This is a genomic window from uncultured Psychrosphaera sp., assembly GCF_947500655.1.
GTDB lineage: Bacteria > Pseudomonadota > Gammaproteobacteria > Enterobacterales > Alteromonadaceae > Psychrosphaera.
The window spans coordinates 24,015-48,388 of record NZ_CANMSK010000005.1 but is presented as its reverse complement, the minus strand read 5'-3'; the positions used below and the strand labels follow the sequence as shown (position 1 = coordinate 48,388).

20 protein-coding genes are annotated in these 24,374 nt (G+C 36.6%); 11 read left to right on the top strand and 9 right to left on the bottom strand.

What is annotated here, in order from left to right; genetic code table 11:
• Positions 1 to 67: 67 nt before the first annotated feature.
• Complete coding sequence (locus tag Q0940_RS06220) at positions 68 to 976, bottom strand: porin (RefSeq protein ID WP_299265683.1); 909 nt, start codon at positions 974 to 976, stop codon at positions 68 to 70.
• A gap of 292 nt (positions 977 to 1,268) precedes the next feature.
• On the opposite strand from Q0940_RS06220, the gene Q0940_RS06215 reads away from it, so the two are divergent.
• On the top strand, positions 1,269 to 4,670 hold the full coding sequence (locus tag Q0940_RS06215) for an ATP-binding protein (protein WP_299265680.1): 3,402 nt from the start codon (positions 1,269 to 1,271) through the stop codon (positions 4,668 to 4,670).
• The gene (locus tag Q0940_RS06210) at positions 4,660 to 5,547 is read left to right on the top strand and encodes a response regulator (protein WP_299265677.1); all 888 of its coding nucleotides are present in this window, start codon (positions 4,660 to 4,662) and stop codon (positions 5,545 to 5,547) included. Before Q0940_RS06215 ends, Q0940_RS06210 begins: the two co-directional genes overlap by 11 nt.
• A gap of 170 nt (positions 5,548 to 5,717) precedes the next feature.
• On the opposite strand, the gene groL is transcribed toward Q0940_RS06210, so the two are convergent.
• The gene (gene groL / locus Q0940_RS06205; protein ID WP_299265674.1) at positions 5,718 to 7,364 is read right to left on the bottom strand and encodes a chaperonin GroEL; all 1,647 of its coding nucleotides are present in this window, start codon (positions 7,362 to 7,364) and stop codon (positions 5,718 to 5,720) included.
• A gap of 70 nt (positions 7,365 to 7,434) precedes the next feature.
• A complete protein-coding gene (locus Q0940_RS06200) occupies positions 7,435 to 7,725 on the bottom strand; it encodes a co-chaperone GroES (protein WP_105051466.1) in 291 nt (96 codons plus the stop codon).
• A 180-nt stretch (positions 7,726 to 7,905) separates the two neighbouring features.
• Between Q0940_RS06200 and Q0940_RS06195 the strand changes: the two genes are divergently transcribed.
• Positions 7,906 to 9,771 (top strand): hypothetical protein, encoded by a 1,866-nt coding sequence (locus tag Q0940_RS06195; protein WP_299265669.1) that lies wholly within the window; start codon positions 7,906 to 7,908, stop codon positions 9,769 to 9,771.
• Between the two features lie 54 nt (positions 9,772 to 9,825).
• Here Q0940_RS06195 and Q0940_RS06190 read toward each other — a convergent pair whose 3' ends face one another.
• A complete protein-coding gene (locus tag Q0940_RS06190) occupies positions 9,826 to 10,323 on the bottom strand; it encodes an FxsA family protein (RefSeq protein WP_299265666.1) in 498 nt (165 codons plus the stop codon).
• A gap of 105 nt (positions 10,324 to 10,428) precedes the next feature.
• Between Q0940_RS06190 and cutA the strand changes: the two genes are divergently transcribed.
• The 5 genes from cutA (at position 10,429) to accC (ending at position 15,281) form a co-directional block, all read left to right on the top strand.
• Positions 10,429 to 10,752, top strand: coding sequence for a divalent-cation tolerance protein CutA (gene cutA, locus Q0940_RS06185; RefSeq protein ID WP_299265663.1), 324 nt, complete (start codon positions 10,429 to 10,431; stop codon positions 10,750 to 10,752).
• Positions 10,749 to 12,560: a protein-disulfide reductase DsbD gene (locus Q0940_RS06180; protein ID WP_299265659.1), complete on the top strand. Its 1,812-nt coding sequence runs from the start codon at positions 10,749 to 10,751 to the stop codon at positions 12,558 to 12,560. Before cutA ends, Q0940_RS06180 begins: the two co-directional genes overlap by 4 nt.
• 423 nt (positions 12,561 to 12,983) lie before the next feature.
• The gene (gene aroQ, locus Q0940_RS06175; RefSeq protein WP_299265656.1) at positions 12,984 to 13,430 is read left to right on the top strand and encodes a type II 3-dehydroquinate dehydratase; all 447 of its coding nucleotides are present in this window, start codon (positions 12,984 to 12,986) and stop codon (positions 13,428 to 13,430) included.
• A 38-nt stretch (positions 13,431 to 13,468) separates the two neighbouring features.
• The gene (gene accB, locus Q0940_RS06170) at positions 13,469 to 13,921 is read left to right on the top strand and encodes an acetyl-CoA carboxylase biotin carboxyl carrier protein (RefSeq protein WP_299265653.1); all 453 of its coding nucleotides are present in this window, start codon (positions 13,469 to 13,471) and stop codon (positions 13,919 to 13,921) included.
• A gap of 13 nt (positions 13,922 to 13,934) precedes the next feature.
• Positions 13,935 to 15,281: an acetyl-CoA carboxylase biotin carboxylase subunit gene (gene accC / locus Q0940_RS06165; RefSeq protein WP_299265650.1), complete on the top strand. Its 1,347-nt coding sequence runs from the start codon at positions 13,935 to 13,937 to the stop codon at positions 15,279 to 15,281.
• A gap of 100 nt (positions 15,282 to 15,381) precedes the next feature.
• On the opposite strand, the gene Q0940_RS06160 is transcribed toward accC, so the two are convergent.
• Positions 15,382 to 15,927 carry a DUF1285 domain-containing protein gene (locus Q0940_RS06160; RefSeq protein ID WP_299265647.1) on the bottom strand — a complete coding sequence of 182 codons (546 nt, stop codon included), beginning with the start codon at positions 15,925 to 15,927 and terminating at the stop codon, positions 15,382 to 15,384.
• A 251-nt stretch (positions 15,928 to 16,178) separates the two neighbouring features.
• Between Q0940_RS06160 and Q0940_RS06155 the strand changes: the two genes are divergently transcribed.
• Positions 16,179 to 16,427, top strand: a complete 249-nt coding sequence (locus tag Q0940_RS06155; protein ID WP_299265643.1) for a DUF3630 family protein — start codon at positions 16,179 to 16,181, stop codon at positions 16,425 to 16,427.
• Between the two features lie 127 nt (positions 16,428 to 16,554).
• On the top strand, positions 16,555 to 17,460 hold the full coding sequence (locus tag Q0940_RS06150) for an acyltransferase (protein WP_299265640.1): 906 nt from the start codon (positions 16,555 to 16,557) through the stop codon (positions 17,458 to 17,460).
• Between the two features lie 123 nt (positions 17,461 to 17,583).
• On the opposite strand, the gene Q0940_RS06145 is transcribed toward Q0940_RS06150, so the two are convergent.
• The 3 genes from Q0940_RS06145 to Q0940_RS06135 all read right to left on the bottom strand — a co-directional run bounded on the left by Q0940_RS06145 (position 17,584) and on the right by Q0940_RS06135 (position 19,865).
• On the bottom strand, positions 17,584 to 18,036 hold the full coding sequence (locus tag Q0940_RS06145; RefSeq protein WP_299265637.1) for a DUF2489 domain-containing protein: 453 nt from the start codon (positions 18,034 to 18,036) through the stop codon (positions 17,584 to 17,586).
• 12 nt (positions 18,037 to 18,048) lie between these two features.
• On the bottom strand, positions 18,049 to 18,612 hold the full coding sequence (gene yihI, locus Q0940_RS06140) for a Der GTPase-activating protein YihI (RefSeq protein ID WP_299265635.1): 564 nt from the start codon (positions 18,610 to 18,612) through the stop codon (positions 18,049 to 18,051).
• Positions 18,613 to 19,238: 626 nt separating this feature from the next.
• The gene (locus Q0940_RS06135; protein ID WP_299265632.1) at positions 19,239 to 19,865 is read right to left on the bottom strand and encodes a c-type cytochrome; all 627 of its coding nucleotides are present in this window, start codon (positions 19,863 to 19,865) and stop codon (positions 19,239 to 19,241) included.
• A 190-nt stretch (positions 19,866 to 20,055) separates the two neighbouring features.
• Here Q0940_RS06135 and yihA point away from each other — a divergent pair, with 190 nt between their 5' ends.
• Positions 20,056 to 20,688, top strand: a complete 633-nt coding sequence (yihA, locus tag Q0940_RS06130; protein WP_299266115.1) for a ribosome biogenesis GTP-binding protein YihA/YsxC — start codon at positions 20,056 to 20,058, stop codon at positions 20,686 to 20,688.
• A 487-nt stretch (positions 20,689 to 21,175) separates the two neighbouring features.
• Here the strand turns inward: yihA and polA are convergent, their stop codons facing one another.
• Positions 21,176 to 24,001, bottom strand: a complete 2,826-nt coding sequence (gene polA, locus Q0940_RS06125) for a DNA polymerase I (protein WP_299265629.1) — start codon at positions 23,999 to 24,001, stop codon at positions 21,176 to 21,178.
• Positions 24,002 to 24,374 lie beyond the last annotated feature (373 nt).

The following is a 24,374-nucleotide window of genomic DNA, read 5'->3' as shown; positions in this document are numbered from 1 at the left end:
AAACAAAGCTTTGTTACCTAAAGCGTAAGCAATTAGGCTCTATTCATTAAGTCTGGTTATAAAAAGATTAGAATGTTACCAATGCTTCTAAAGCGAATGTGTTTTTGTCAGCACCGCCCATGTCGTCCATGCGGTATTCAGCAACGATTAATACGTTGTCGCTTACCGTGTAACTAGGTGCGAGGGTGATACCGCTGTTATCAGTGGTTGTTATATCTGCTACTTCAGTTTCGTATGCGTGGTAACGAAGCGTTACGCCAATTTTTTCATCAAATGCGTAGTTAACCATTGCTAAGTAACCCGTTGAATCTGTATCTGTTTCACTGTCTGATGCTGAGTTAAATTCAGCACCTAGTGTTAAAGCGCCTTTTGAGTAGCTTGACCAAAGGTTGATAAAGCTTTTATCGCCTTCCACTGAATAGAAGCCTTTAACAGTTATTTCGTCAGTTGGCATAAGTGCAACCATTGTCTCGATACCTGGTATGCTTGTATCGGTAGCGGTTGGCCCTGCTAAATCATTTACAACGGAAATAGCTAATGTGTAATTTGAACCAGAGTAAGATGCTGAAACACCTTGCTGGTAGTAACCGTAAAATAATGGTGCATAGCCTGTACCTGAATATTGGTACAAACCTGTTGGCTCTTCCGCTTCAAAGCCAGAGTAACTTAGGAAACGACCAGCTTTCAGGCTTACCGCGTCAGATACGGCGTAGCTTAAAAATGCTTGCTCAACATCAACACCGTTTTCTTGGTATTCAACTTCAAGAGTCGTTGATAACTTGTCATCAACTTTGTAGCCAAAGTCAATTTCTACTTGGTCAACTCCCATTACAGATGACGAGTCATCATCAGTGCTTGTGTAGACAGTAGACATATCAATAAAACCGCTTACGCTAAGTTTTGATTCTTCTGCATGTGCACCTAAAGAAACTAGCAATGTTGCAGCAATAGGCGTAAATTTAGTTAGTAATTTCATGTTCAAGTATCCAAATGATTAGAGAGTGTAAATATGTTTGGTTATCTTTTTTTATTGATAACTCTAAAATGCAAGACTATTTATAACTGGGGTTAGTATCACTTTTTCTGTCAACGAAAAGAATGCGTAAAAGCGCGCAACTAACTACGTAAAACTACGCATAGTCACCATGAAATATTCTAAGTAAACTGTAATGATCATTTTTTAAAATCTTGGTTTTCTAATTAACTTGCTCACTAAATGGGTTAATTCAGAAAGTTGTATTTTCACTCTGTAAAAAGAAAAGTACTTCATGCGATCCAACCAAAAAATATTGTCGACACGCCGTACCTATAATAAATTTGTCGCTAACGAAATGATGGAGGACTTTGCCCTGCGTTATACGGCAAAACGTGCTCGGTTAACTTCATTAAGCAAACTGTCAGGAACTGCGCTAGGTATTGTTTCATTTTTGGTGCTTGAGGCGATTGGCGGAGCCATTACTCTAAATTTTGGTTTTGAAAATGCGGCGTGGGCAATATTATCCGTAATGATTGTGATTTTTTTAACCGGATTACCGATCAGTTATTACGCAGCCAAATACGGTGTTGATATAGACTTACTTAGCCGAGGGGCGGGGTTTGGCTATATTGGATCAACAATAGCCTCTCTCATTTATGCGTCTTTTACCTTTATATTTTTCGCACTTGAAGCGGCCATTATGTCAATGGCGTTACAAATTTTATTCGATATTCCGCTTGCTGTTGCCTATATCATTAGCGCGGTAATCGTTTTACCACTTGTCACTCACGGTATTGCTTATATCAGTCGTTTTCAGGTTTGGAGTCAGCCTTTTTGGATCGTTCTTCAACTTATTCCACTTTATTTTGTTTTTACACATCCCGACAGTCAATTGAATGACTGGGTTGCTTTTACAGGTAAAGCGGGTGAGTCAGGTGAAAGCTTTAATTTGTTATTGTTTGGAGCTGCTTCTGCGGTGTTACTATCACTGGTTGCTCAAATAGGTGAACAGGTCGACTTTTTACGTTTTTTGCCTGAAAAAACTGAACAGAATTCAACGAAGTGGTGGGTAGCATTGATATTGGCAGGCCCAGGATGGATTTTATTTGGTGCATTAAAATTATTTCTAGGGTCTTTTTTGGCGTATTTAGCCATACAGAATGGTGTAGCACCTGAATTGGCTGGCGACCCTGCACACATGTACCAAATGGCTTTTGGCTATGTTTTCGATGATCCTAAAACCGTGGTTATGGTCGCTTGCACCTTTGTTGTTATTTCACAAATGAAAATTAACGTGGCTAACGCTTATGCGGGGTCTTTGGCATGGTCTAACTTTTTTTCACGTGTCACGCATAATCATCCAGGCCGTGTTATGTGGATGTTTTTTAATGTCGCGATTGCCTTACTTTTAATGGAGTTAGGTATTTACCAAACCATTGAAAGCATGCTTTCGGTATATTCTGTACTAGTACTTGCATGGTTAAGTTCTGTGGTTGCAGATTTAGTTATCAACAAACCGCTAGGGATCAGCCCAAAACATATTGAATTCAAACGCTCACATCTACCTGACATTAACCCTGTTGGTGTTGGCTCAATGCTTATAGCCTCCATTGTTGGATTTACCGCACATTTAGGCTGGTATGGTGAAACCATTAATGCCTTGGCTTCATACATTGCATGTTTACTTCCTTTTATAACAGTGCCTTTGATTGGATATTTAACCAAAGGTAAATTTTACCTCTCATCGAACAACGAGATAACCATTACTCAGTTTTCAACCTGCTATATATGTGAAAACGATTTTGACGCTGAGGATATGACACATTGCCCTGCTTATAATAACTCTATATGTTCTTTATGCTGTAGTTTGGATGTACGTTGTGGTGATAAATGCCGCCCAGGTTCTACCATTGCTCAGCAGTCACATCACTTTTTCAATCGATTCTTAACTACCCAATTGCTTAATAAACTTACATCTCCTTTTATACAGTTTTTATCTGTAACGTTAGGGCTTAGTTTTATTGGCGCTGGTATCCTTTACCTCATTTACTTGCAAGTGCCTCTTGATAGCACCGATGTGAAACAAGTATTTTCCAGCACACTTATTAAAATATTTTTCTTGTTGTTCATTATTATTGGTATTGTCAGTTGGCTATTTATTCTTGCGCGAAGCGGCAATCGTTTGGCATTAAAGGAGCTTCGTTCACAAACATCTGCGCTCGCACAAGAAATTGAAGCTCATGAAAAAACATCGGTAGCATTACAAAACGCCAAAGATATTGCCGAGTCGGCCAATCAAGCCAAAAGTCGCTATTTAGCAGGTTTAAGCCATGAATTGCGAACACCATTAAACGTGTTATTAGGTTACGCTCAGTTACTCAGTCAAGACGAAGAGTTACCAAAAAGGCAGCGAGAAACCCTTTCAATTGTAAAACGTAACGGTGATCACTTAGCTGATTTAATTGAAGGTTTATTAGAAATATCTAAAATTGAAGCTGGGAAAGTAAATTTACAACGTGATAACTTCAATTTACGAAAAATACTTCAACAGCTGGTAGAAATGTTTGAAATGCAGGCCAGCCAGAAAGGACTTTTATTCAACTTTATTATAGATCGACGCGTGCCGGAGTTTGTTTCAACCGACAAACAAAGACTTCGTCAAATTATCATTAACCTGATATCGAATGCGATTAAGTACACTGAAACTGGGTCGGTGACATTGGAAGTGAATTACCGCAGCGAGGTTGCTATATTTACGATTACAGATACTGGTGTTGGTATTTCACAAGACGACCAAGAATTAGTATTTAAACCGTTCGAACAAGTAAGAAACAACCACACTCGTGCTATTAGCGGAACAGGTTTGGGCTTAACAATATCGCGATCATTAGCTGAATTGTTGGGAGGCGATATTACTTTAAAAAGTAATATAGGACAGGGGTCCACCTTCACGTTTAAATTAATGCTGTCAAAATTACGTGAAGCCCCCAGCGAACCTGAATACGCTAAAACAAAAGCAGTATCCTATAAAGGCGAAACTAAAAAAATTCTGGTTGTTGATGACGATCCTAACCAACGTCGTTTAATGTCTGATTTACTTACACCACTTGGGTTCGTTGTTTTAACGGCTGAAGATACTGAAGAGGGTTTTAAGCATTTATCAAATTCAACTATCTCATTAGTACTACTTGATGTACGTATGCCCATAATGAATGGCTGGGAAATGGTAAAAAAAATACGAGCACAAAACATGATAATGCCTGTATTGATGGTTTCAGCCAATGCCCGTGATGCCGAATATAATTTACAAGCAGAAGGGCATCATAATGACTACCTTGCTAAGCCTGTAAATTTAGATACGCTATTAGGGAAAATAGGGCAGTTATTAAAGCTTGAGTGGCAATATAAGGAAATCAGTTCAGTTAAAAAGTTAGCGAAAAAATCTGTTTCATCCAACCAAGAAACTAACAAAAAATATATCAGTTCAGAGCAATATCATGAACTTATTGCTCTTGCCGAAATAGGCTATTTGTCCGGTTTTAACGATAAACTTGCTGAAATATGTGAGCATTACCAATGTCCTGACGATGTGCGATCTCAATTAGCAAGTTATCTTGAGCAGTGTAACTTTCCAAAAATCATCCAATACTTAAATGAATTAAGCGAACTAAAAGAGCCAAACAATGAAGAATAAAATGGGCGATGTCGTATTAGTGGTAGATGACTCTCCAGAGTCACTTGGGATGTTGAATGTAGCATTAAACCTTCAAGGGTATACTGCTTTAGTTGCGCTAAATGGTTTACAAGCAATCGCTATTTCTGAAAAGGTTGAACCTGATGTTATTTTACTTGATGCCATAATGCCTGAAATGGACGGATTTGAAACTTGTAAACGACTTAAGCAAAATTTGCCACACGTACCTATTATTTTCATGACGGGCTTAACGGATGTAGAAAATGTAGTCAAAGGCTTTGAAGCGGGTGGTACTGACTATGTAACAAAACCTATTTCGCCGGATGAAGTTATCGCACGCATTAAAACTCATGTTCAAGCAGCTAAAATGGCACTGAGTGCACAAGACGCACTCGATTACGCAGGGAAAAATGTATTTTGTGTAAATGACAAAGGTCGGTTGTCCTGGGCAACACCTCATGTTCATGAAATGATTGAAGACGTCGCGAAGAAAGACGAAACACCTTGGTTAACATTATCCAACCACATCAGTACATGGTTGAAAGATGACACTTCTATCAACCTTAAATTACACTGTTTTTCAGAACCGGTTGAAATCATTTTTGAACGAGAACAAGAAGAGCTGTTTTTGCTACGTATTATTGAAAACAAATTAGCTAAAACTGCAGAAGATTTAAAAGATAAACTCCCTATTACCAAACGTGAATCAGAAGTACTTTATTGGGTCTCAAACGGAAAAACCAGTTGGGAAATAGCTCAAATTTTGGAAATGAGCCCAAGAACAGTAAACAAGCATTTAGAGCAAGTTTATAAAAAACTTGGCGTTGATAATCGAACGTCTGCGGCAGCGATTTCTATTAGAATTTTAGAAGCATAATTAATACAAAAAACGTAAGAAATATGCTCACCCATTAATAGAAGCTTTAGGGTATTGTAAAAACTTTGAAAAACGCATCCAAAAAAAAGCCCAAACATTACTGTTCGGGCTTTGTTTTATCATTTGAAACTTAATGAGTTTCTATGAAACGGTGTGATGTGTCTTTCGACTTACATCATGCCGCCCATTCCACCCATGCCGCCCATTCCACCCATGTCTGGCATAGCTGGTGCTGAGTCTTGTGGAGCGTCAGTGATCATCGCTTCTGTTGTGATCATAAGACCAGCAACTGATGCCGCGAACTGTAACGCACTACGAGTTACTTTAGTTGGGTCAAGAATACCTTCTTTCACTAAATCAACGTATGTGCTGTTTGCTGCGTTATAACCAAAGTTAGCAGTAAGCTCTTTTACTTTATTTACAACAACTGATGCTTCATCACCTGAGTTGAAAGCGATTTGACGAAGAGGTGCTTCCATTGCGCGTAGGGCAATTTTAATACCGTGAGTTTGGTCTTCGTTATCACCTTTTAAACCAGCTAATTTAGCTGCAACACGAACAAGTGCAGTACCACCACCGGCAACAATACCTTCTTCTACCGCTGCGCGAGTAGCGTGAAGTGCGTCGTCAACACGGTCTTTTTTCTCTTTCATTTCCATTTCAGTTGATGCGCCAACTTTAATTACAGCAACACCACCAGAAAGTTTAGCTAAACGTTCTTGTAGTTTTTCTTTGTCGTAATCAGAAGTAGACTCTTCAATTTGAGCTTTGATTTGAGAAACGCGGCCGTCAATGCCTTCTTGTTCGCCAGCACCGTCGATAATTGTTGTATCGTCTTTAGTGATCACAACACGTTTTGCAGTACCTAGGTCTTCAAGTTGTGCTTTTTCTAGTTCCATACCGATTTCTTCAGAAATTACAGTACCACCAGTTAATACAGCGATGTCTTGTAACATTGCTTTACGACGGTCACCAAAACCAGGAGCTTTAACCGCTGCAACTTTAACAATACCGCGCATGTTATTTACAACTAGAGTTGCTAACGCTTCGCCTTCAAGATCTTCAGCAATAATTAAAAGAGGTTTACCAGACTTAGCAACGCCTTCTAATGTTGGTAGTAATTCACGAATGTTAGAGATTTTTTTGTCTACTAATAAGATGAATGGGCTGTCTAATTCTACAGAGCCATTTTCTTGGTTAGTCATAAAGTATGGAGATAAGTAACCACGGTCAAACTGCATACCTTCAACAACGTCAAGTTCAGTTTCTAAAGATTGACCTTCTTCAACAGTGATAACGCCTTCTTTGCCAACTTTTTCCATTGCTTTTGCAATGATGCCGCCAATTTCAGTGTCTGAATTTGCAGAAATAGTACCTACTTGAGCAATTGCTGTGCTGTCTGAACAAGGTACAGATAACTCTTTTAATTCTTCAATTGCTGCTTTAACCGCTTTGTCGATACCGCGTTTTAAGTCCATTGGGTTCATGTCTGCGGCTACGGCTTTAATACCTTCGCTGATGATTGCTTGCGCAAGTACCGTTGCCGTTGTTGTTCCGTCGCCAGCTGCGTCATTGGCTTTAGAAGCAACTTCTTTAACCATTTGAGCGCCCATGTTTTCAAACTTGTCAGCAAGTTCGATTTCTTTTGCAACAGAAACACCATCTTTAGTGATTGATGGACCACCAAATGATTTATCTAAAACTACGTTACGGCCTTTTGGACCTAATGTTACTTTTACTGCGTCTGCAAGTACGTTTACGCCGGCTAGCATTTTAATGCGTGCGTCGTTACCAAATTTTACGTCTTTAGCTGCCATGATATTTTATTCCTAATAATTCTTTGTTTGTTACTTATTTTAGCTAGTTAAATAATTAGATTAAGTCGTATTATTCTACGATTGCTAAGATGTCAGATTCTGACATGATCAATACTTCTTCACCGTCTAATTTCTCAGTTTTAACGCCGTAACCTTCACTAAATATAACTGTGTCACCAACTTTAACGTCTAACGCTCTCACGTCACCGTTTTCTAAAATGCGACCATTACCTACAGCGATTACTTCGCCGCGAGTTGATTTTTCTGCTGCTGAACCTGTTAATACGATTCCGCCTGCTGATTTAGTTTCTTGTTCATTACGTTTAACAATTAAACGGTCATGTAGAGGACGAATAGTCATTTATCATAATCTCCAGATTTAGGGTTGTTTTTTTTATGCTCAAGGGCATTTAATTAGTTGTTGATATAGTGGGGGTGATTACATAGATTCCAAGTCAAAAAATAAAAAATCTTGCCATAGGTGAGCACATTATTATCTAATGACTAAAACCATAAAGGAAAACCTCTAAAAGGAATGATTTTGAAGTATTGGATTCCTATATTAACCGCCGCAGTATTATTAACAATATCTAACTATAGCGCTGCTAGTGTTACCTTAAAAAAGGCGCACAAAGACTGTAGTAAAAATTGTTCCCAAACCTTAACCGTTGGTAATAAGAGCTTTCGTTATAATCACAAAGCATCATTAAAACTTTCATCAAGCTATAACAGCATAGAGTGGGCGCTCATATCTTTACCTGTGAAGCAAAATAAGAGGACTGTGACGTATTACTATCTGCACAATTCAAAAAATAGAAAGCGATTTAGTACAACAGAAATATGCCGAGGATTAGACCGAGATATTTCTGTAGTAGGTGAGTTAGTTTGTATTGATCGTAATTCAGTAAACGTTCTAGGTAAATTTTCTGGTAGGCGAGATGCAAAATATCCTTTGTTACAAAACGTGGAAGCGGCTGTAGTTGATCATTACAAAGGTGGTGTAATTAATTTAGCTTATATAAGTAAAGATGAGCCAGAGTTTGAAAATGCTGATGAGCTTGAATCTACATATTCTTTATATGTGACAGATTTGAATAATATTAAACGTAAGAACTCCAACTGGTTCAAAACCCAAACGAATCTACATAAAAACAGTGACTTTAGTAATATCTTAGCCGTTAACTCCAGAGGTGATGGAAAGTACTCTGCAGCTGTTTATGAGTGGATAAATCCATACAACAAAGGACTTGTTGCCTATAACTTTATGTCATTTGATAATGTTAGTAGCGGAAAAATAAATTCAAGTGAATTACATAATTATGGATTTAACCCCAATGTTGAGATGAACAACGGAAAAGTTATATTTAGCGCCTTAAATAGCTCAACCGGAGATCGTCAACAGTTCACTTATTCTAACAGTGAATTAAATAAAATGAGTTACAAACAGCATGAATTTGCTAATGCCAGTTATATCGAATTTATGTTTGGCGCTGGTTTTCAACCATCATCTTGGTCCGTTAGCCAAGATGTTTCTGTCAATGATCAGCTAAAAGCTAAAACTGAATATGATATGAATACCAATGTATTAACCTCATATTACATGCAAGGACGTTGGGGGGACAGTCAATTAGCCGTGAGCTTACTGCAAAACAAAGCTAAAGAGAAAGTTAACCACGCAATAGATAATGACTTAATTCAAGAGGTGGTAAAAGAGTACGTTGTACAATATGACTATCACGGGCTTTTTTCTGGAGCTAGCACCTTAAGATTAGTGTACGGCTCACTGAATGCTGGTGGTATTGCCAGTTATCAAATAGGTAATGAACCTGAGTCACAATATGAATTTGAAAGTAAACGTGTCTCTTATAAAGTGTTAGTTATGTCTGAAAAGGGCATGTATTGGGGGGGTTATCATTCCAATTATGACTCACCTAGCATGGTTGGTTTTGTTAATGAAAACGGAAATTTTGCTGGTGCTGCTTTTGATGAAAACTTTAGATTATCAAAACTCGGTATGGTACTTGGTTACGACGAAGGCTGGTACGGTAACCGCTATGAAACTGATTATAATCGTTGGTATATTAGTGGCGAAGTTGGGTTAGGTGGTGTTCGTTTACACACAGATAAAGATACGTTGTTCGATGCCATTGGCACTAGAGATGGTGATATTAATGGTAAAACGACGATTGAATTTAACGGTACTTTAGATGTAGGTTATATTTGGCAAAGACGGATTAAGTCATTAAGAGGTTTAGGTATGTCAGTGCTTGCCGGGTATAAATTACAGTATGAATATATAAATAAAAATACAGATGACGACGATGACTTAAACGATGGTTGGACTATAAATTACGCTCGTCAAGATATGATCCATGGTCCGTATATTAATTTGAATGTTATTTTTTAAGTTGGATGTTTAAGGCTATAAGCTAAGTAAGTTACTTATAGCCTCATAAAAGATTTAGTCTTTACGCTCAAATTCACCATCTAGCGTTGATGATTTATCTTCAGTGATCCTGTGTTCCGTGTCTGTCTTTTCAGTAAACTCGCCTTCAAACGTTGAATGGCTTTGAGATTGAGATTGCTGAAAATGAGCAGATGCGGCTGCTTTAAATTTGATTTTGCTGCCAAACTGGCGATAAGAAGCAGCTCTAAATGCTGGGATCATTAGCAAAAGTCCAATCACGTCAGTAATCAAACCTGGAGTAATTAACATAACACCAGATATCAGAATACAAATTCCATCAAACAATGACTGAGCAGGCAATTGCCCTTGAGCCATTTCTTGTTGGATATTGCTCCAAGTTTGTAAACCTTGTTGTCTAACTAATTTAGCGCCGATAAAAGCAGTTGCGATAATAAGAACAAATGTCCAGCCTATACCAATCATGCCACCTACTTGAATAAGTAACATTAATTCAATTAAAGGCACGACGATTAAGATTAAAAATAAGGGCATAATAAATTCACAATTTGTTAACGTAACTCTATTTATATGGGACATGTATCCCGTTATCAAGTAAAGTAATTCACGCGCTTTGTAACTAAACGTAAATGAACCTAAATGACATACAAATTAATTTTAACAACTTGCCCCGATTTAACCTCTGCACACTCTATTGCAGAAGGGTTAGTTAAGCTTGAAATAGCCGCTTGTGTTAATATTTTACCCACTATTATCTCTATTTATAAATGGCAAAATAATATTGAGCAATCAGCAGAATCTCAATTATTTATTAAAACCAATGAAAGTAATTGGCCAAAAGTAGAGTCTTATATAAAAACCAACCATCCCTATGATGTTCCAGAATTGATAGAGCTTGATATATCCAACGGCAGTTCGGAATACCTTTCTTGGATGGATAATAATTTACAACAAGGCGAATGATGATGTTTCGAACTTTGGCAAACCAGTTAACTCCTTTAATATTATCAATCACACTCATATTCGCATCTGTGCTTTCTACTCCAGCAAGCGCGTTAGATAATGACCCACTAAAAGATATTTTCTCATCTTCTTCCCAACCTAGCTTTTTAGAAGTGGATGATGCTTTTATGTTTAATTTTGAACAAAAGGGTTCAAAACTAACTTTATCTTGGATAATTGCAGATGATTATTACTTGTACACTGACAAGTTTAAGTTTGCGGTAGAAAACGCGGTCATAACAAAAACAACTAAAGGAAAGGGCACTCAAATAGTTGACGATTATTTTGGCGCAACTGACGTGTACTTTTTTGAAGCTAAAGTTGAACTTGAGTTAACTGATATTACCGAAGGGGCTTTAATCAAAGTTCGTTACCAAGGCTGTGCTAATGCTGGTTTATGTTACAACCCAGTAACTAAGACAGTGGAACTTGATCTGGTTGATGAAAACGCAACTGCAATGGTTGATAACACTGAAAAAGTTAGCGCAAACAGCTCACAGCAAAATCAACTTGCCGATACCTTAAACAGTGGTAGTTTACTTTTTAGCTTATTAATATTTTTCGGTTTAGGTGTTGGTCTAGCCTTTACTCCTTGTGTGTTCCCAATGTTTCCTATTTTGTCAGGCATTATTGCCGGACAAAAAAACTTAACCATTAAAAAAGGCCTGTATCTAGCCTTTATCTATGTACAAGGTATGGCGCTGACTTATTCGTTATTAGGCTTAGTTGTTGCTAGTATGGGCGTACAATTTCAAGCGTATTTACAACATCCATCAGTATTGATTGTCACTAGTATTATTTTTGTGCTTTTAGCCTGTGCAATGTTTGGTTGGATTAATTTACAGCTGCCAGCGTCTTGGACCTCAAAACTAACTGAAGTGAGTAACAAGCAAAAATCAGGCAATGTGTTTGGTGTATTTGCTATGGGCTTATTAAGCGGTCTTATCGCGTCTCCTTGTACTACGGCGCCATTAACAGGCGCTCTGTTATACGTAGCTCAAACAGGCGATATGTTAATTGGCTTTGTTACCTTGTATGTATTGAGTTTAGGTATGGGATTACCTTTGTTAGTTATAGGCGCATCTGGAGGTAAGTTATTACCAAAAGCCGGTGCTTGGATGGATATGGTAAAAGTGATCTTTGGATTTATTTTATTGTCTATTCCACTTATTTTATTAGAACGTATTATTGATGTATCTATTGTATTGCAGTTAGCGGGGGTCTTGTTACTGATATTGGCTACGTATTTACGTTTTCAGTATCTATCTAATACGAGCGCTAAAGTTAAGAGTATTTTCTGGTTGTTATCTTTAACCATATTGTTAACTGGTTTTGCTTTGGTTGCTAAACCTTGGTTATCACTTGGTAATAATTCGAGTGTTCAGCAGCCTGCGGCAAGTCACACTGGCGAGTTTATTAAAGTGGTTACTCTGCAAGATATTCAGCAGCAAGTTGAGAATGCCAAAGCAGATAGTAAAACAGTGATGTTAGACTTTTATGCTGACTGGTGCGTGGCTTGTAAAGAGTTTGAAGCATATACCTTTTCTGATAAAACCGTAAAACAGCAAATGGCCTCGCTTGTTTTGCTGCAAGTTGATATGACAGGTAACACGGATAAGGATATTGAATTATTAGAGCAATATAATATTTTAGGTTTGCCAACAATTATGTTTTTTGACCCAAACAAAGGTGAATTAACTAATAACCGAGTAACTGGATTTATGAATGCGAAAGAATTTTCTAAGCATCTTGCTTTAGTGAGTAACTAGTTCATTTATAAAAATAACCACGGCCCTAACTAAAGGTTGAGTTACTAAAAATCAAGTGGCTTTACCTTTAACAACTCTCTTCTAACTAATACCTTTTTTGGTTAAAGCTCAAAAATCATGGTTTATCAAAATTTCACTTAAAATGATAAGGCATGAATTTGTTATTCATCGTACTAAATCAATTTTAAAACTAATATTCATGACTAAAATCTACTTTATATTAGCGATGGATTTTCGTTCACCCCTTATGTTTAATGGTCTCGACTCGAGTTTTGTGTCATTAGACCAGTATTTTGCTGCTAATTGCATTGATTTCTCTATAATACATGCTTAATTTCTTTACATTCTTGTTTTTTACTCGTAATTTGATTAGAACGACAAAATGTCAAAAAGAAATGCATGATAAGAACAGAAGGTGGGTGAATGACTACAAATAACAGTGTTTTATTGTTAAATGGACCAAATTTAAATTTACTAGGCAAAAGAGAGCCAGAAATTTATGGGGCTCAATCTTTAGACCAATTGGTTGATGAGTTAACCGCCCAAGCTTCAGCTAGCGGTGTCCAACTAACACATACACAGTCTAATTCAGAAGCTGAGTTGATAGATGTTATTCACCAAGCTATGGGGAAAGTAGATTTTATTTTATTTAACCCTGCCGCTTTTACTCATACAAGCGTGGCACTACGAGATGCTTTATTAGGGGTAAATATTCCCTTTATTGAAGTGCATATTTCAAATGTTCACGCTAGAGAAGATTTTCGTCATAAATCATTTTTATCTGATATTGCTCAGGGTGTGATTTGTGGACTTGGAACCAATGGTTATCGTTATGCTTTAATGCATGCCATCGAGCATGTGTCGAAGTAGTATTTAACAATTAGCTTTTAATAAGTAGGTATTAAAGTATGGATATTCGTAAAATTAGAACATTAGTTGATATGGTTATTGAATCTGGCGTTGGTGAGATTGAAATCACTGAAGGCGAAGAGTCAATACGTATCTCTGCAGCAGCACCTGCTCCAATTATGCAAGCAACGCAAATTGCAGCAGCTCCTCTTGCAGCTCCAGCTCCAGCAGCACCTGCGGCGACTGCTCCAGTTGCAGCGGTTTCAGTTGAACCAACTGGTCACCAAGTTAAATCTCCAATGGTTGGTAGTTTCTACCGAGCATCTTCACCTTCTACTCCTGCATTTGCTGAAGTAGGCCAAACGGTTAAAGTTGGTGATGTGTTATGTATCATTGAAGCAATGAAAATGATGAACCAAATCGAATCTGACAAAGCTGGTGTTATTAAAGCTATTCTTGTTGAAAACGAAGACCCAGTAGAATTTGATCAACCTTTATTCATAATTGAATAAATAGGGGCATCACATGATAGATAAAGTCGTTATTGCAAACCGAGGTGAAATTGCACTTCGTATTTTGCGCGCATGTAAAGAATTAGGGATTAAAACAGTTGCTGTTCATTCAGTGGTTGATAGAAATCTTAAACATGTATTGTTAGCTGATGAAACCATTTGTATTGGTAAAGCCTCAGCTCAAGAAAGTTATTTAAATATTCCACGTATTATTGCAGCTGCAGAAGTAACTGATGCTGTTGCGATTCACCCGGGTTACGGATTTTTAGCGGAAAATGCTGATTTTGCCGACCAAGTTGAAAAAAGTGGTTTGATTTTTATTGGTCCTACTGGCGATACCATTCGTTTAATGGGCGATAAAGTCTCTGCTATTGAAGCCATGAAAAAAGCAGGAGTACCTTGTGTTCCTGGTTCTGATGGCGAACTTGGTGATGATCCTGAAGTAAATAAATCTATCGCTAAACGTATTGGTTATCCACTAATCGTTAAAGCTGCAGGTGGCGGTGGTGGTCGTGGTATGCGAGTTGTTAGAAGTGAAGCTGAATTAATTGATTCAATTGCACTTACTAAACAAGAAGCAGGCGCGGCATTTAATAATGATGTGGTTTACATGGAAAAATTCCTTGAAAACCCTCGTCATATTGAAGTTCAAGTATTAGCCGACGGTCAAGGCAATGCGATTCACTTAGGTGAACGTGATTGCTCTATGCAACGTCGTCATCAAAAAGTAGTTGAAGAAGCTCCAGCTCCGGGTATTACTGCTGATTTACGTAAGTATATTGGCGATCGTTGTGTAAGAGCTTGTGTTGAAATTGGTTACCGCGGTGCGGGTACATTTGAATTTTTATACGAAAATGGCGAGTTCTATTTCATTGAAATGAATACACGTATTCAGGTTGAACATCCAGTAACTGAAATGGTAACTGGTGTTGATTTGATTAAAGAACAGCTTCGTGTTGCTGCTGGTCAGCCTTTATCTCTTACACAAGATGATATTGTTATTCGCGGACATGCTATTGAGTGTCGAATTAATGCTGAAGACTCAGAAACATTTATTCCATGTGCAGGGGAAATTACACGTTTCCATTCACCTGGTGGATTAGGGGTTCGTTGGGATTCACATATTTATACAAACTATAAAGTTCCGCCTAACTATGACTCTATGGTTGGTAAGCTTATTACTTATGGTGAAAACCGAGGTATAGCTATCAAACGTATGGAACATGCTCTTAATGAATTGCTGATTGAAGGAATTAAAACTAACATTCCTCTACAGCAAAAAATTATGGCTGATGAGCATTTCCAAAATGGTGGAACTAACATCCATTATTTAGAAAAGAAATTAGGCATGTATAAGTAGTTTTACTCTGTAGTAAACTTGCTATTAAAAACCGAGCTGATGCTCGGTTTTTTGATATTAGAGCTCTGTAAATTACATCAAGAAGTGAAGGTGAGGGTAACTACTCGCTTACGCCAAGCGAGTAAAAGTGTTTAGCGCTGGTAATTCCTAAATGCGTTAGGCCGTCTATTACCTTTTCTTGGCTGATGTTTATCCATTGGTAATATACATTTCTATGTACTTTAGCGGTTAAACCTCTATGCAGCTGAACATAGAGCTTAGGTTGTTCTGGGTTTGATGTATTTACCGTAATAGGGTGTTGCTCTGACACAATAGCTTTGTGACCAAGGTTAGATGTGACTTCTATCGCATCACCATTGTTTGTTGAGATTGTTTGCCAATCAATAATAACAAATGGAGCATCTTCTACTGTTATGCCAATTTTTTCGGCGGGGGTTTTTAAAAAATACTTTGAGTTTTCTTTGATCAAAACATTAGCAAACAGTTTAACTAACTTCATTCTATTGATTGGCGTGCCCATATACCACCACGTACCGTCGGATTTAATTACCATATCAATATTGCCACAGTTAGGTGGGTTCCATAACTCAAATGGTGGTTCTGACTCAAGAGAATCGATTTGTTGGACTAAATTGTTTAAATCCATTCTGCACTCAATATTATTTTTGATATAGTTTGGCAATGCTAGCATAATATTATTTTTCTAGCTGATTGATCAATTATAAGGAAATTTGTTTAAAGCTAAACTCACCGCCACATTTAGTGTAATTATTATGTTAACGATCTCATTCTACTTTATGAATGCAAGCAGGCTAGTCACATCAGTAATTATTTCGCCTGTATTGTTAGTATTTATGTTTATTTGGTCCAGACCATCAGAGGTAAAAAGTAGTAAGTATGAAACCCGATTTTAAATATCAACTTATCAATGACAACGACATAATTAGAGTTTGCGTTGACCCAAAACCAGATTGGGATGAATTTGAGCAATTTGTGGATTTATTTTTAAAAAATGAAGGCGTAATCTTAATCGCTCAAGATCTTGGAATGGACCGACATCAAGTTCGTTATCGCAAAGAAGAGAAACAATTTATCTTACAATACGAACATTACACCGATTCTATTTGGATTGAACAAGATTTTTAGACAAGTGGTCGAATTTAACTTCTAAAGTTAAGCCAACTTAAGATAAAATAGAATTATGTCGTGCAGATGAAATTATAATAATAGTTTGAATTTGTATTTTGAAATTAAGAGTTAAAGAGTAAAACGTGTGAATAAAGTTTTTGGGATGTTGGTGGCCGTTGTCGCGTTAAGTTTTTATATATTAAATACATTGTTTTGGTGTCTACCAATATTTTTGTTATCTATCTTTAAATTGATCCCTATTACAGCGCTAAGAGCTTTTATCGGGCGAATTTTAGATCGTTGTGCAACGGGTTGGGTAACTGTAAATTATTTTATTCAGCGAGTATTCAGCCGAATGGATGTTCGAGTTTCCGGTAATTACGAATTATCAAAAAAAGATTGGTATTTGGTTATATCAAATCATCAGTCTTGGGTCGATATAGTCGTTCTACAACGAGTTTTTAATCGTAAAGCGCCATTTTTAAAATTCTTTTTAAAACACGAATTAATTTATGTGCCTCTATTAGGCCTTGCTTGGTGGGCATTAGATTTTCCTTTTATGAAGCGTTATAGCAAATCATTTTTAGCTAAACATCCACATCTTAAAGGCAAAGATTTAGAAACGACAAAAAAATCATGTGAAAAGTTTAAACACACTCCAGTGTCTATTATGAATTTTATGGAAGGCACTCGTTATACGGATACAAAACATGCAAAACAAAGTAGTCAATTAGAAGGGCTGTTGAAACCAAAATCTGGCGGTGTAGGTTTTGTATTAACGGTAATGGGGGAGCAGTTACATAAGGTGATTGATGTCACTATTTATTATCCGAACAAGATCCCAACCTTTTATAACTTCTTATCTGGCCGTGTTAAAAATGTATTTATGCATATTGATGTTCATGAGATCAGTAACGACCTAATTGGTGATTATGCTACGGATAAAGAATACAAAAAGCATATACATCAATGGGTCTCTGGCTTGTGGCAACAAAAAGAGAAAACATTACAGAAGTTGAAGTTAGAAGCTGAAAGTCAGGGGCTGAATTAAGTTCACTCATTTCAGGACTAGAAAAATATAATAAAAAAGGGAAAACATAGTTTTCCCTTTTTCGTTTTACTTAATGTATTATTTCAATTGGTATTAGCCTAGCTTTGATGATTAAACAATAGATTACTTACTCAGAGTAAATTCCAGAAGTAATTGGTTTGTATCCAATTGTATTTGTTCTGCATACTTCTGTTCCGCTTCCATCCGTTGAAGATCTAATTTTAGTATATCTTTTTTACTAAACTTCTTCCTTGCATCGTGGGTTGGCATCTCTTTTATTTCTGAATATAAAGAGAAATAGCCGTTATAAAATTCATTATAATTTTTAGGCTCAGCTTGTTCTTTATTATAATGCTCTAGCAAAACCCAAATTCTTAATACACCTTCAGAAGGTTCACATTGCTCAGCTTTCATCGCTTTTGCTATATGGCAGATGCTGTCGGTAATGTAATTAAGTTTTTTGGTTTGTTCTTCTTTTTTAGCTTCTTCTTGCTGTCTTACTCGCCACAGTAATGTGCCGGCATAATAAGAAAGGGCAACAAGAAGTAGTACAGCTAATGCGATAATCCAATACAAAATGCTACTACCTTACTTTTCTTCGTCTAACAAATCATCCCATTGATCAGATTTTAATCCTTCAACTGGGTCAATTTCATCTTCAAAGTCATTTTCTTCTTCATCTTCAACACCAAGGATTCTAAGAAGCTCAGCGTGACGATCCATTAATTTGTTAAAGTACTTAGCTTCTTTACCTGCAAGTAGCTCACCGTCTTCTACACGCTCAACTAACGCAATTAATACTTCATCTGATTCTATATCCGTTAGTTCTACATCTGGTGGGATACTAGCAACTTTAGCTTTACTCAGTTTTCCAGCGGGTTTACTAGTCGAATGAGATATTTCTTTTTCAATGACTTCTTTTACAGGTGATCCAGTCAATGAAATAGGTTTTTTACTACCGTGTTTTGGATCTTTTTTAATATTAGATCCTGTTATAGCCGTTTTTTGTTCTTCCACTAAGCTATTTCTGGTTCCTGCTTTTTGACCTTTAGGCGTTTTTTTGCGACGATTTTCGGTAGGTTTTTCATCGCGAGTCTCTTTACTTCTAACTCTGATCTCTGCGACTTTTCTGCTTTTTTTCTGGCGTGTCATTATTTATCCGACATATAGGGTGTTTAGTTAATGTGAGTTTACTGAAGAATTTGTATTTATGGAATAAAAGGCAATAAAAAAGGCGACAGTGTGACATCTATCGCCTTGAATTTTTGAGCTTGTTCAAACTAAGTTTGACACCTCTCCTATTTAATTTCGATAATTCCTTCCGAAAGCATGACACCTTGTCTAGTCACTCATTTAATAATCCGTATTATTTTTATTTAATGTCCGTATATGTCTTTATTAATTATTGGTCATCTTGACACTTTATTATATCGTTCCTTGGGAGACCAATTGGTAACTCCACAATTTTTATCCACACCCACTTCCCTGAGTCGCTTCCATATTTTTATTCACTACGTGGTAACGGGGATTAATGTACTCTTATTGACAAAAGTCACAAGTAAATATTTATATTTTTTTACATCTGCTTATTAAGTAAACTAACAATTCCTTGGTTTACAAAGCCTTGATGTTGTATTTAAATTTTTTTATCAGATATTTCCTACACACTTTAGTGCGATATGTCTTACAGCTAACTATAGCCAATGACTTACATTATTCAGAAATAAAAAAAGCGTCTAAGACGCTTTTTTTAATTTAATGTTATTTAAAATAACTGACTAGTGAAGTCCAGACATATATTTTGATAATATTTCGATATCTTTATCACTTAATTTAACCGCGATATCTTGCATCATACCATTCATATCATTTGATCTTGTGCCATCGCGAAATTTCTCTAACTGAGATTTAATATAATCCGAATGTTGGAATGATATTTTTGGAAAGCCTGCAAGGCTATGTCCAACACCACGTGGACCATGACAAGCTAAACATGCTGGTATGCCACGCTCCATATCACCACCGCGGTACAAATCTTGTCCTGTTTCAACAACACTTTCTGCTGTACTTCCTGAAGTCATTGTTTGCGATGAGAAATAAGCAGCAAGATCTTTCATATCTTGATCTGATAGAGGAGAAGCCATTGCACTCATTACTGGGTCATATCTGCCTTCTTTTCCGCCAGATGTCATACCTAACTTTAATTCTTTTAACTGCTTATAAATATAACTAGCATGTTGGCCAGCAATTTTAGGATAAATAGCGAGTGCTGCATTACCATCAGCGCTATGACACGCAGCACAAGGGGCTGATTTTGTTTTACCGGCTTCGGCATCGCCTTCAATAGCGTGGGCTGAACCAATGAGTCCAACTAACATAGTAAGTGTAAATGCAATATTTCTCATAGTATTGTCTCTATTATTTAAGTTATCTCAACCCCTTTGTCTATGAAGCAGTTCACGCAAAGAGTATAATTAAGGATATTCTACACCAAATGTGAGAATGTGAAACATTCTTAGCGAGTATATTTATCTCAAGTTGCTGAATATTAAAGTTTGAAAACACACATATAGAGGAAATACGGTGTCTAAATCAATTATTAACTATACAAAAGCGTCATTTTTAACGTCGGCGCCTGATATTCGCCGTTTACCTATCGATGCTGGATATGAAGTTGCGTTTGCAGGTAGATCAAATGCAGGTAAGTCCAGCGCACTAAATACATTAACGGATCAAACTGGTTTGGCTCGTACGAGTAAAACCCCAGGAAGAACTCAGTTAATTAATGTATTTGATGTGGGGAATGAACGTCGTTTAATCGATTTGCCAGGTTATGGCTTTGCTAAAGTACCTTTAGCGATGAAAATAAAATGGCAAAAATCATTAACTGAATACTTACAAAAAAGAAATTGTTTAAAAGGATTAATTGTTTTAATGGATATTCGCCATCCAATGAAAGATTTGGATAAAGATTTAATTCATTGGGCAGTAGAAGTTGAGTTACCGGTTTTAGCTTTATTGACTAAAGCAGATAAATTTAAATCTGGTAAACGTAAATCTGAGCTATTACGCATTAAAGAGATGGCGAAAGAGTTTAATGGTGATGTGTCGGTTGAGACGTTTTCATCATTGAAGAAATTGGGTATTCCTCAATTATCTAAAAAACTTGATCTTTGGTTTGATGCTGAAGAATTAAAACCTGCAATTGTTGAAGAACCTGAGCTTTAAACTTTATTAATACTGCCTATCCATACAACTATTAATTAAAAGTTAATAGTTGTAATCAAATTACAAAACAGTCAATAAATTATAAAAATGCAAAAAAAAACCGATACTTTAAAAGTATCGGCTATAGCAAATTGGGGAGAGGCTATTAATCTCGTCAAATATCAACAGGGTCAACTCATAAGAGCGACTGTGGTTATAATAACGTTTTAAAATTAAAAGTAAAGTTTTTACTCTAAAATAACTGAGTTTTTATTCTTCGCTTAACCCTTGTAAATAAAGGGGTTAACTTTTCCCTGTGTAATAAATCTGCAACAATTACTGACTCGACTCTAATTTTTACATTTAAAATAACGAGTTAGTATTATTGTATAATTAGAAATTGAAGATGTTTTGAGCAATAAAAAAGATATTTTTTTTGAAATGAATGCTAAACACGGTTGTGTAATTTAATTACACAACCGTGTTTTTATTATGGTTTAACGTTTAGTTAGTGTGCTTGTTCCCAGTTATCACCAATACCTGAGTCGGCAATTAAAGGTACATTTAATGATGCTGCACTTTCCATTAATTCAGTTAGCTTTGGTAAATACTCATCAACAAGGTTTTCATTTATCTCGAAAACCAATTCATCGTGTACTTGCATTACCATCTTCACACCTTGTATGTTATTTGATGTGAGCCACTGGTAAACGTTGATCATGGCCATTTTGATAATATCTGCTGCAGTTCCTTGCATAGGCGCATTGATTGCGGCACGTTCCGCTGCTTTTCTACGAGGAACATTGCGCGCCGTAATATCTGGTAAGTAAAGTCGTCTGCCAAATAAGGTTTCAACATAACCTTGTTTTTCTGCATTAACCCTTGTGGTTTCCATATAAGTTAGAACACCAGGGAATCGCTCAAAATACTTATCTATATATGACTGGGCTTCACCACGTTTAATATCTAGCTGCCTAGCTAAACCAAATGCTGACATCCCATAAATTAAGCCAAAGTTAACAGCTTTAGCCGCACGTCTTTGCTCTGTAGTTACTTCATCAAAAGGTGTTGAAAAAACCTCTGAAGCGGTTTTCTTATGAATATCTAAGTTATTTTCAAAAGCGGTTAATAAGCCTTTGTCATTACTTAAATGCGCCATGATGCGTAGTTCGATTTGTGAATAATCGAGAGCAACTATTTTGGTTCCTTGCGGGGCAACAAACGCTTCTCTAATTCTTCTACCATTTGCATTCCTAATTGGAATGTTTTGTAAGTTTGGATCAGTTGAACTTAGTCTTCCTGTTGCTGTAATAGCTTGATGATAAGAGGTATGTACTCGTCCCGTTGCTGGTTTTATCATTAACGGTAATTTATCTGTGTAGGTAGATTTGAGTTTACTTAACCCTCTAAATTCCATTATTACTTTTGGTAAGTCGTAATCATGTGAAAGCTCAAGCAATACTTCTTCTGCTGTGGATGGTGCACCTTTTGGTGTTTTTTTCACAACGGGTAACTCTAATTTTTCAAACAAGATAACTTGTAGCTGTTTTGGTGAGGCTAAATTAAATTCTTCACCTGCAAGTTCATGAGCTTTTAATTCAAGCTCTTGTAACTTGATAGAAAATTCGCTGCTTAAAGCATGCATCTGATCTGCGTCTATCAACACACCATTATGTTCAATGTGAGACAAAATAGGCATTAATGGCATTTCAATATTATGTAATAGATCGTTCAGCGGTGAAATTTTCTGTAATTTCTCTTCAAAATATTTATACAAACGTAATGTTATGTCAGCATCTTCTGCCGCATAAGGCGCTGCTATTTCGATATCTATTTGATTAAAGGTTAATTTTTTAGCTCCTTTACCGGCGACATCTTCAAATGAAATACAGCTATGACCAAGATATTTTAACGCTAAGCTATCCATATTGTGTTTGGTTGCATTGCTATTAAATACATAGGATTGCAACATAGTGTCGCTAATAACACCTTTAATAATTAGCTTATATTTAGCTAAAACATTGATGTCGTATTTAAGATTTTGTCCTACTTTGTGTATAGACTCATCTTCTAACAAAGCTTTTAAACTTGGCGTGATAGCCTCTAATGAAATTTGCTCAGGGGCGTCTTCGTAATCATGTGCAAGTGGAACATACACCGCTTTAATATCGTCATTAAATTCATAAGCTATGGAAAAACCAACTAGATCTGCATCCATATAATCAATGGATGTAGTTTCAGTATCAAATGCGATGAGCTTTGCATTGTTGATTTCAGTTAAAATTGCTTGCCACTGAGTTGAATCAAAAACAGTTTGGTATAAGTCTTTATTAATAATTGGGGCGGTAGGATCAACGGCCTCAATATTATTGTCAGTGCTCGTGTCAGTAGAGGTTGGTTTTTGAGTCGAGCCAACCAAAGGTGGTTCAGAATTATCATTTCCAGCTAACACTTCTGCCAACCAGCGTTTAAATTCACACTCTTTATATAACTCGGCTAGTTTGTTTTTATCTGGAGATTGAATAAACATGTTCTCGGCGGAAATGCCATGGTCTACATCAAGCTTTATAGTGGCTAACTGATAAGAAAGTTTAAGTTGTTCTTGGTTATCAACCAACTTAGCTTTCATGGTCTTGGAACCACGGAATCCTAAACCAGCAACGTCATCAAGATTTTGATAAATATTATCGATGCTGCCTAAGCCCTGAATAAGTCCAACGGCTGTTTTTTCGCCAACACCGGGAACGCCAGGGATATTGTCAGATTTATCACCCATTAATGCTAAATAATCAATGATCTGTTCTGGTTTAACACCAAACTTAGTCTCAACACCTTCTGGATTTAGAATTGTATTGGTCATGGTATTGATAAGGGTGACATGCTCATTAACAAGTTGCGCCATGTCTTTGTCGCCAGTACTTATTAATACTTTGTTACCTAGTTTAGATTGCTCATCTGCAATAGTACCTATTACGTCATCGGCTTCTACACCTTCTATTGCTGTAATTGGTAATCCCATAGCTTCAATAATTTTATGCAAAGGCGCAATTTGCGTCCTGAGATCGTCAGGCATAGGAGGGCGATTAGCTTTATATTCAGAATACATTTCATTTCTAAATGTTGGGCCTTTGGCATCGAAGATAACAATCATCTGTTCAGGTGAGTATTGTCGAACTAAACTTTTTAGCATGTTGATCACGCCATAAATAGCACCAGTGGCTTCACCGCGAGAATTAGTTAGATGCGGTGGTGAATGATAAGCACGAAATAAGTACGAAGATCCATCAACTAAAATTAAAGGTGAGCTAGAGTCTGCAATACGATCATTAGACATGTGGATTATTTCCAAATTACTTTGAATAAATTAGTGTGTAAGAATGACATAAAATGTCGAAAGCCGCTATAGCTATAGCGTTCAATAGAAGATTAAATTTGTGTATAACATTTTAAGCTTGTGGATAAGTACGTGAATAACACTTTATTCAGCTAAACAAAAAATTAAAATTTTAAATGGGGTTATTAGTTTGTGTTAAGCGACGGTGGCGACTCCAATTTCTTATTATTATAGTGGTTTATTTATAACCTTTAATGGGTTGATTATCATTCTATTTCAAAAATAGGACAGCTAACTTACACATAAAATAGAATTGGATCTAGGACTTTTTAATATTATTTTCAATTAACGTATTTTTATTTATATCGTCTAT

Coding starts and splice junctions, on each gene's coding strand:
- aroQ (WP_299265656.1), top strand. CDS start 12,984: ATGACTACAAATAACAGTGTTTTATTGTTAAATGGACCAAATTTAAAT.
- accB (WP_299265653.1), top strand. CDS start 13,469: ATGGATATTCGTAAAATTAGAACATTAGTTGATATGGTTATTGAATCT.
- Q0940_RS06200 (WP_105051466.1), bottom strand. CDS start 7,725: ATGACTATTCGTCCTCTACATGACCGTTTAATTGTTAAACGTAATGAA.
- Q0940_RS06215 (WP_299265680.1), top strand. CDS start 1,269: ATGCGATCCAACCAAAAAATATTGTCGACACGCCGTACCTATAATAAA.
- groL (WP_299265674.1), bottom strand. CDS start 7,364: ATGGCAGCTAAAGACGTAAAATTTGGTAACGACGCACGCATTAAAATG.
- cutA (WP_299265663.1), top strand. CDS start 10,429: ATGACATACAAATTAATTTTAACAACTTGCCCCGATTTAACCTCTGCA.
- yihI (WP_299265635.1), bottom strand. CDS start 18,612: ATGACACGCCAGAAAAAAAGCAGAAAAGTCGCAGAGATCAGAGTTAGA.
- Q0940_RS06210 (WP_299265677.1), top strand. CDS start 4,660: ATGAAGAATAAAATGGGCGATGTCGTATTAGTGGTAGATGACTCTCCA.
- Q0940_RS06160 (WP_299265647.1), bottom strand. CDS start 15,927: ATGGATTTAAACAATTTAGTCCAACAAATCGATTCTCTTGAGTCAGAA.
- Q0940_RS06220 (WP_299265683.1), bottom strand. CDS start 976: ATGAAATTACTAACTAAATTTACGCCTATTGCTGCAACATTGCTAGTT.
- Q0940_RS06135 (WP_299265632.1), bottom strand. CDS start 19,865: ATGAGAAATATTGCATTTACACTTACTATGTTAGTTGGACTCATTGGT.
- Q0940_RS06180 (WP_299265659.1), top strand. CDS start 10,749: ATGATGATGTTTCGAACTTTGGCAAACCAGTTAACTCCTTTAATATTA.
- polA (WP_299265629.1), bottom strand. CDS start 24,001: ATGTCTAATGATCGTATTGCAGACTCTAGCTCACCTTTAATTTTAGTT.
- Q0940_RS06155 (WP_299265643.1), top strand. CDS start 16,179: ATGAAACCCGATTTTAAATATCAACTTATCAATGACAACGACATAATT.
- accC (WP_299265650.1), top strand. CDS start 13,935: ATGATAGATAAAGTCGTTATTGCAAACCGAGGTGAAATTGCACTTCGT.
- Q0940_RS06190 (WP_299265666.1), bottom strand. CDS start 10,323: ATGCCCTTATTTTTAATCTTAATCGTCGTGCCTTTAATTGAATTAATG.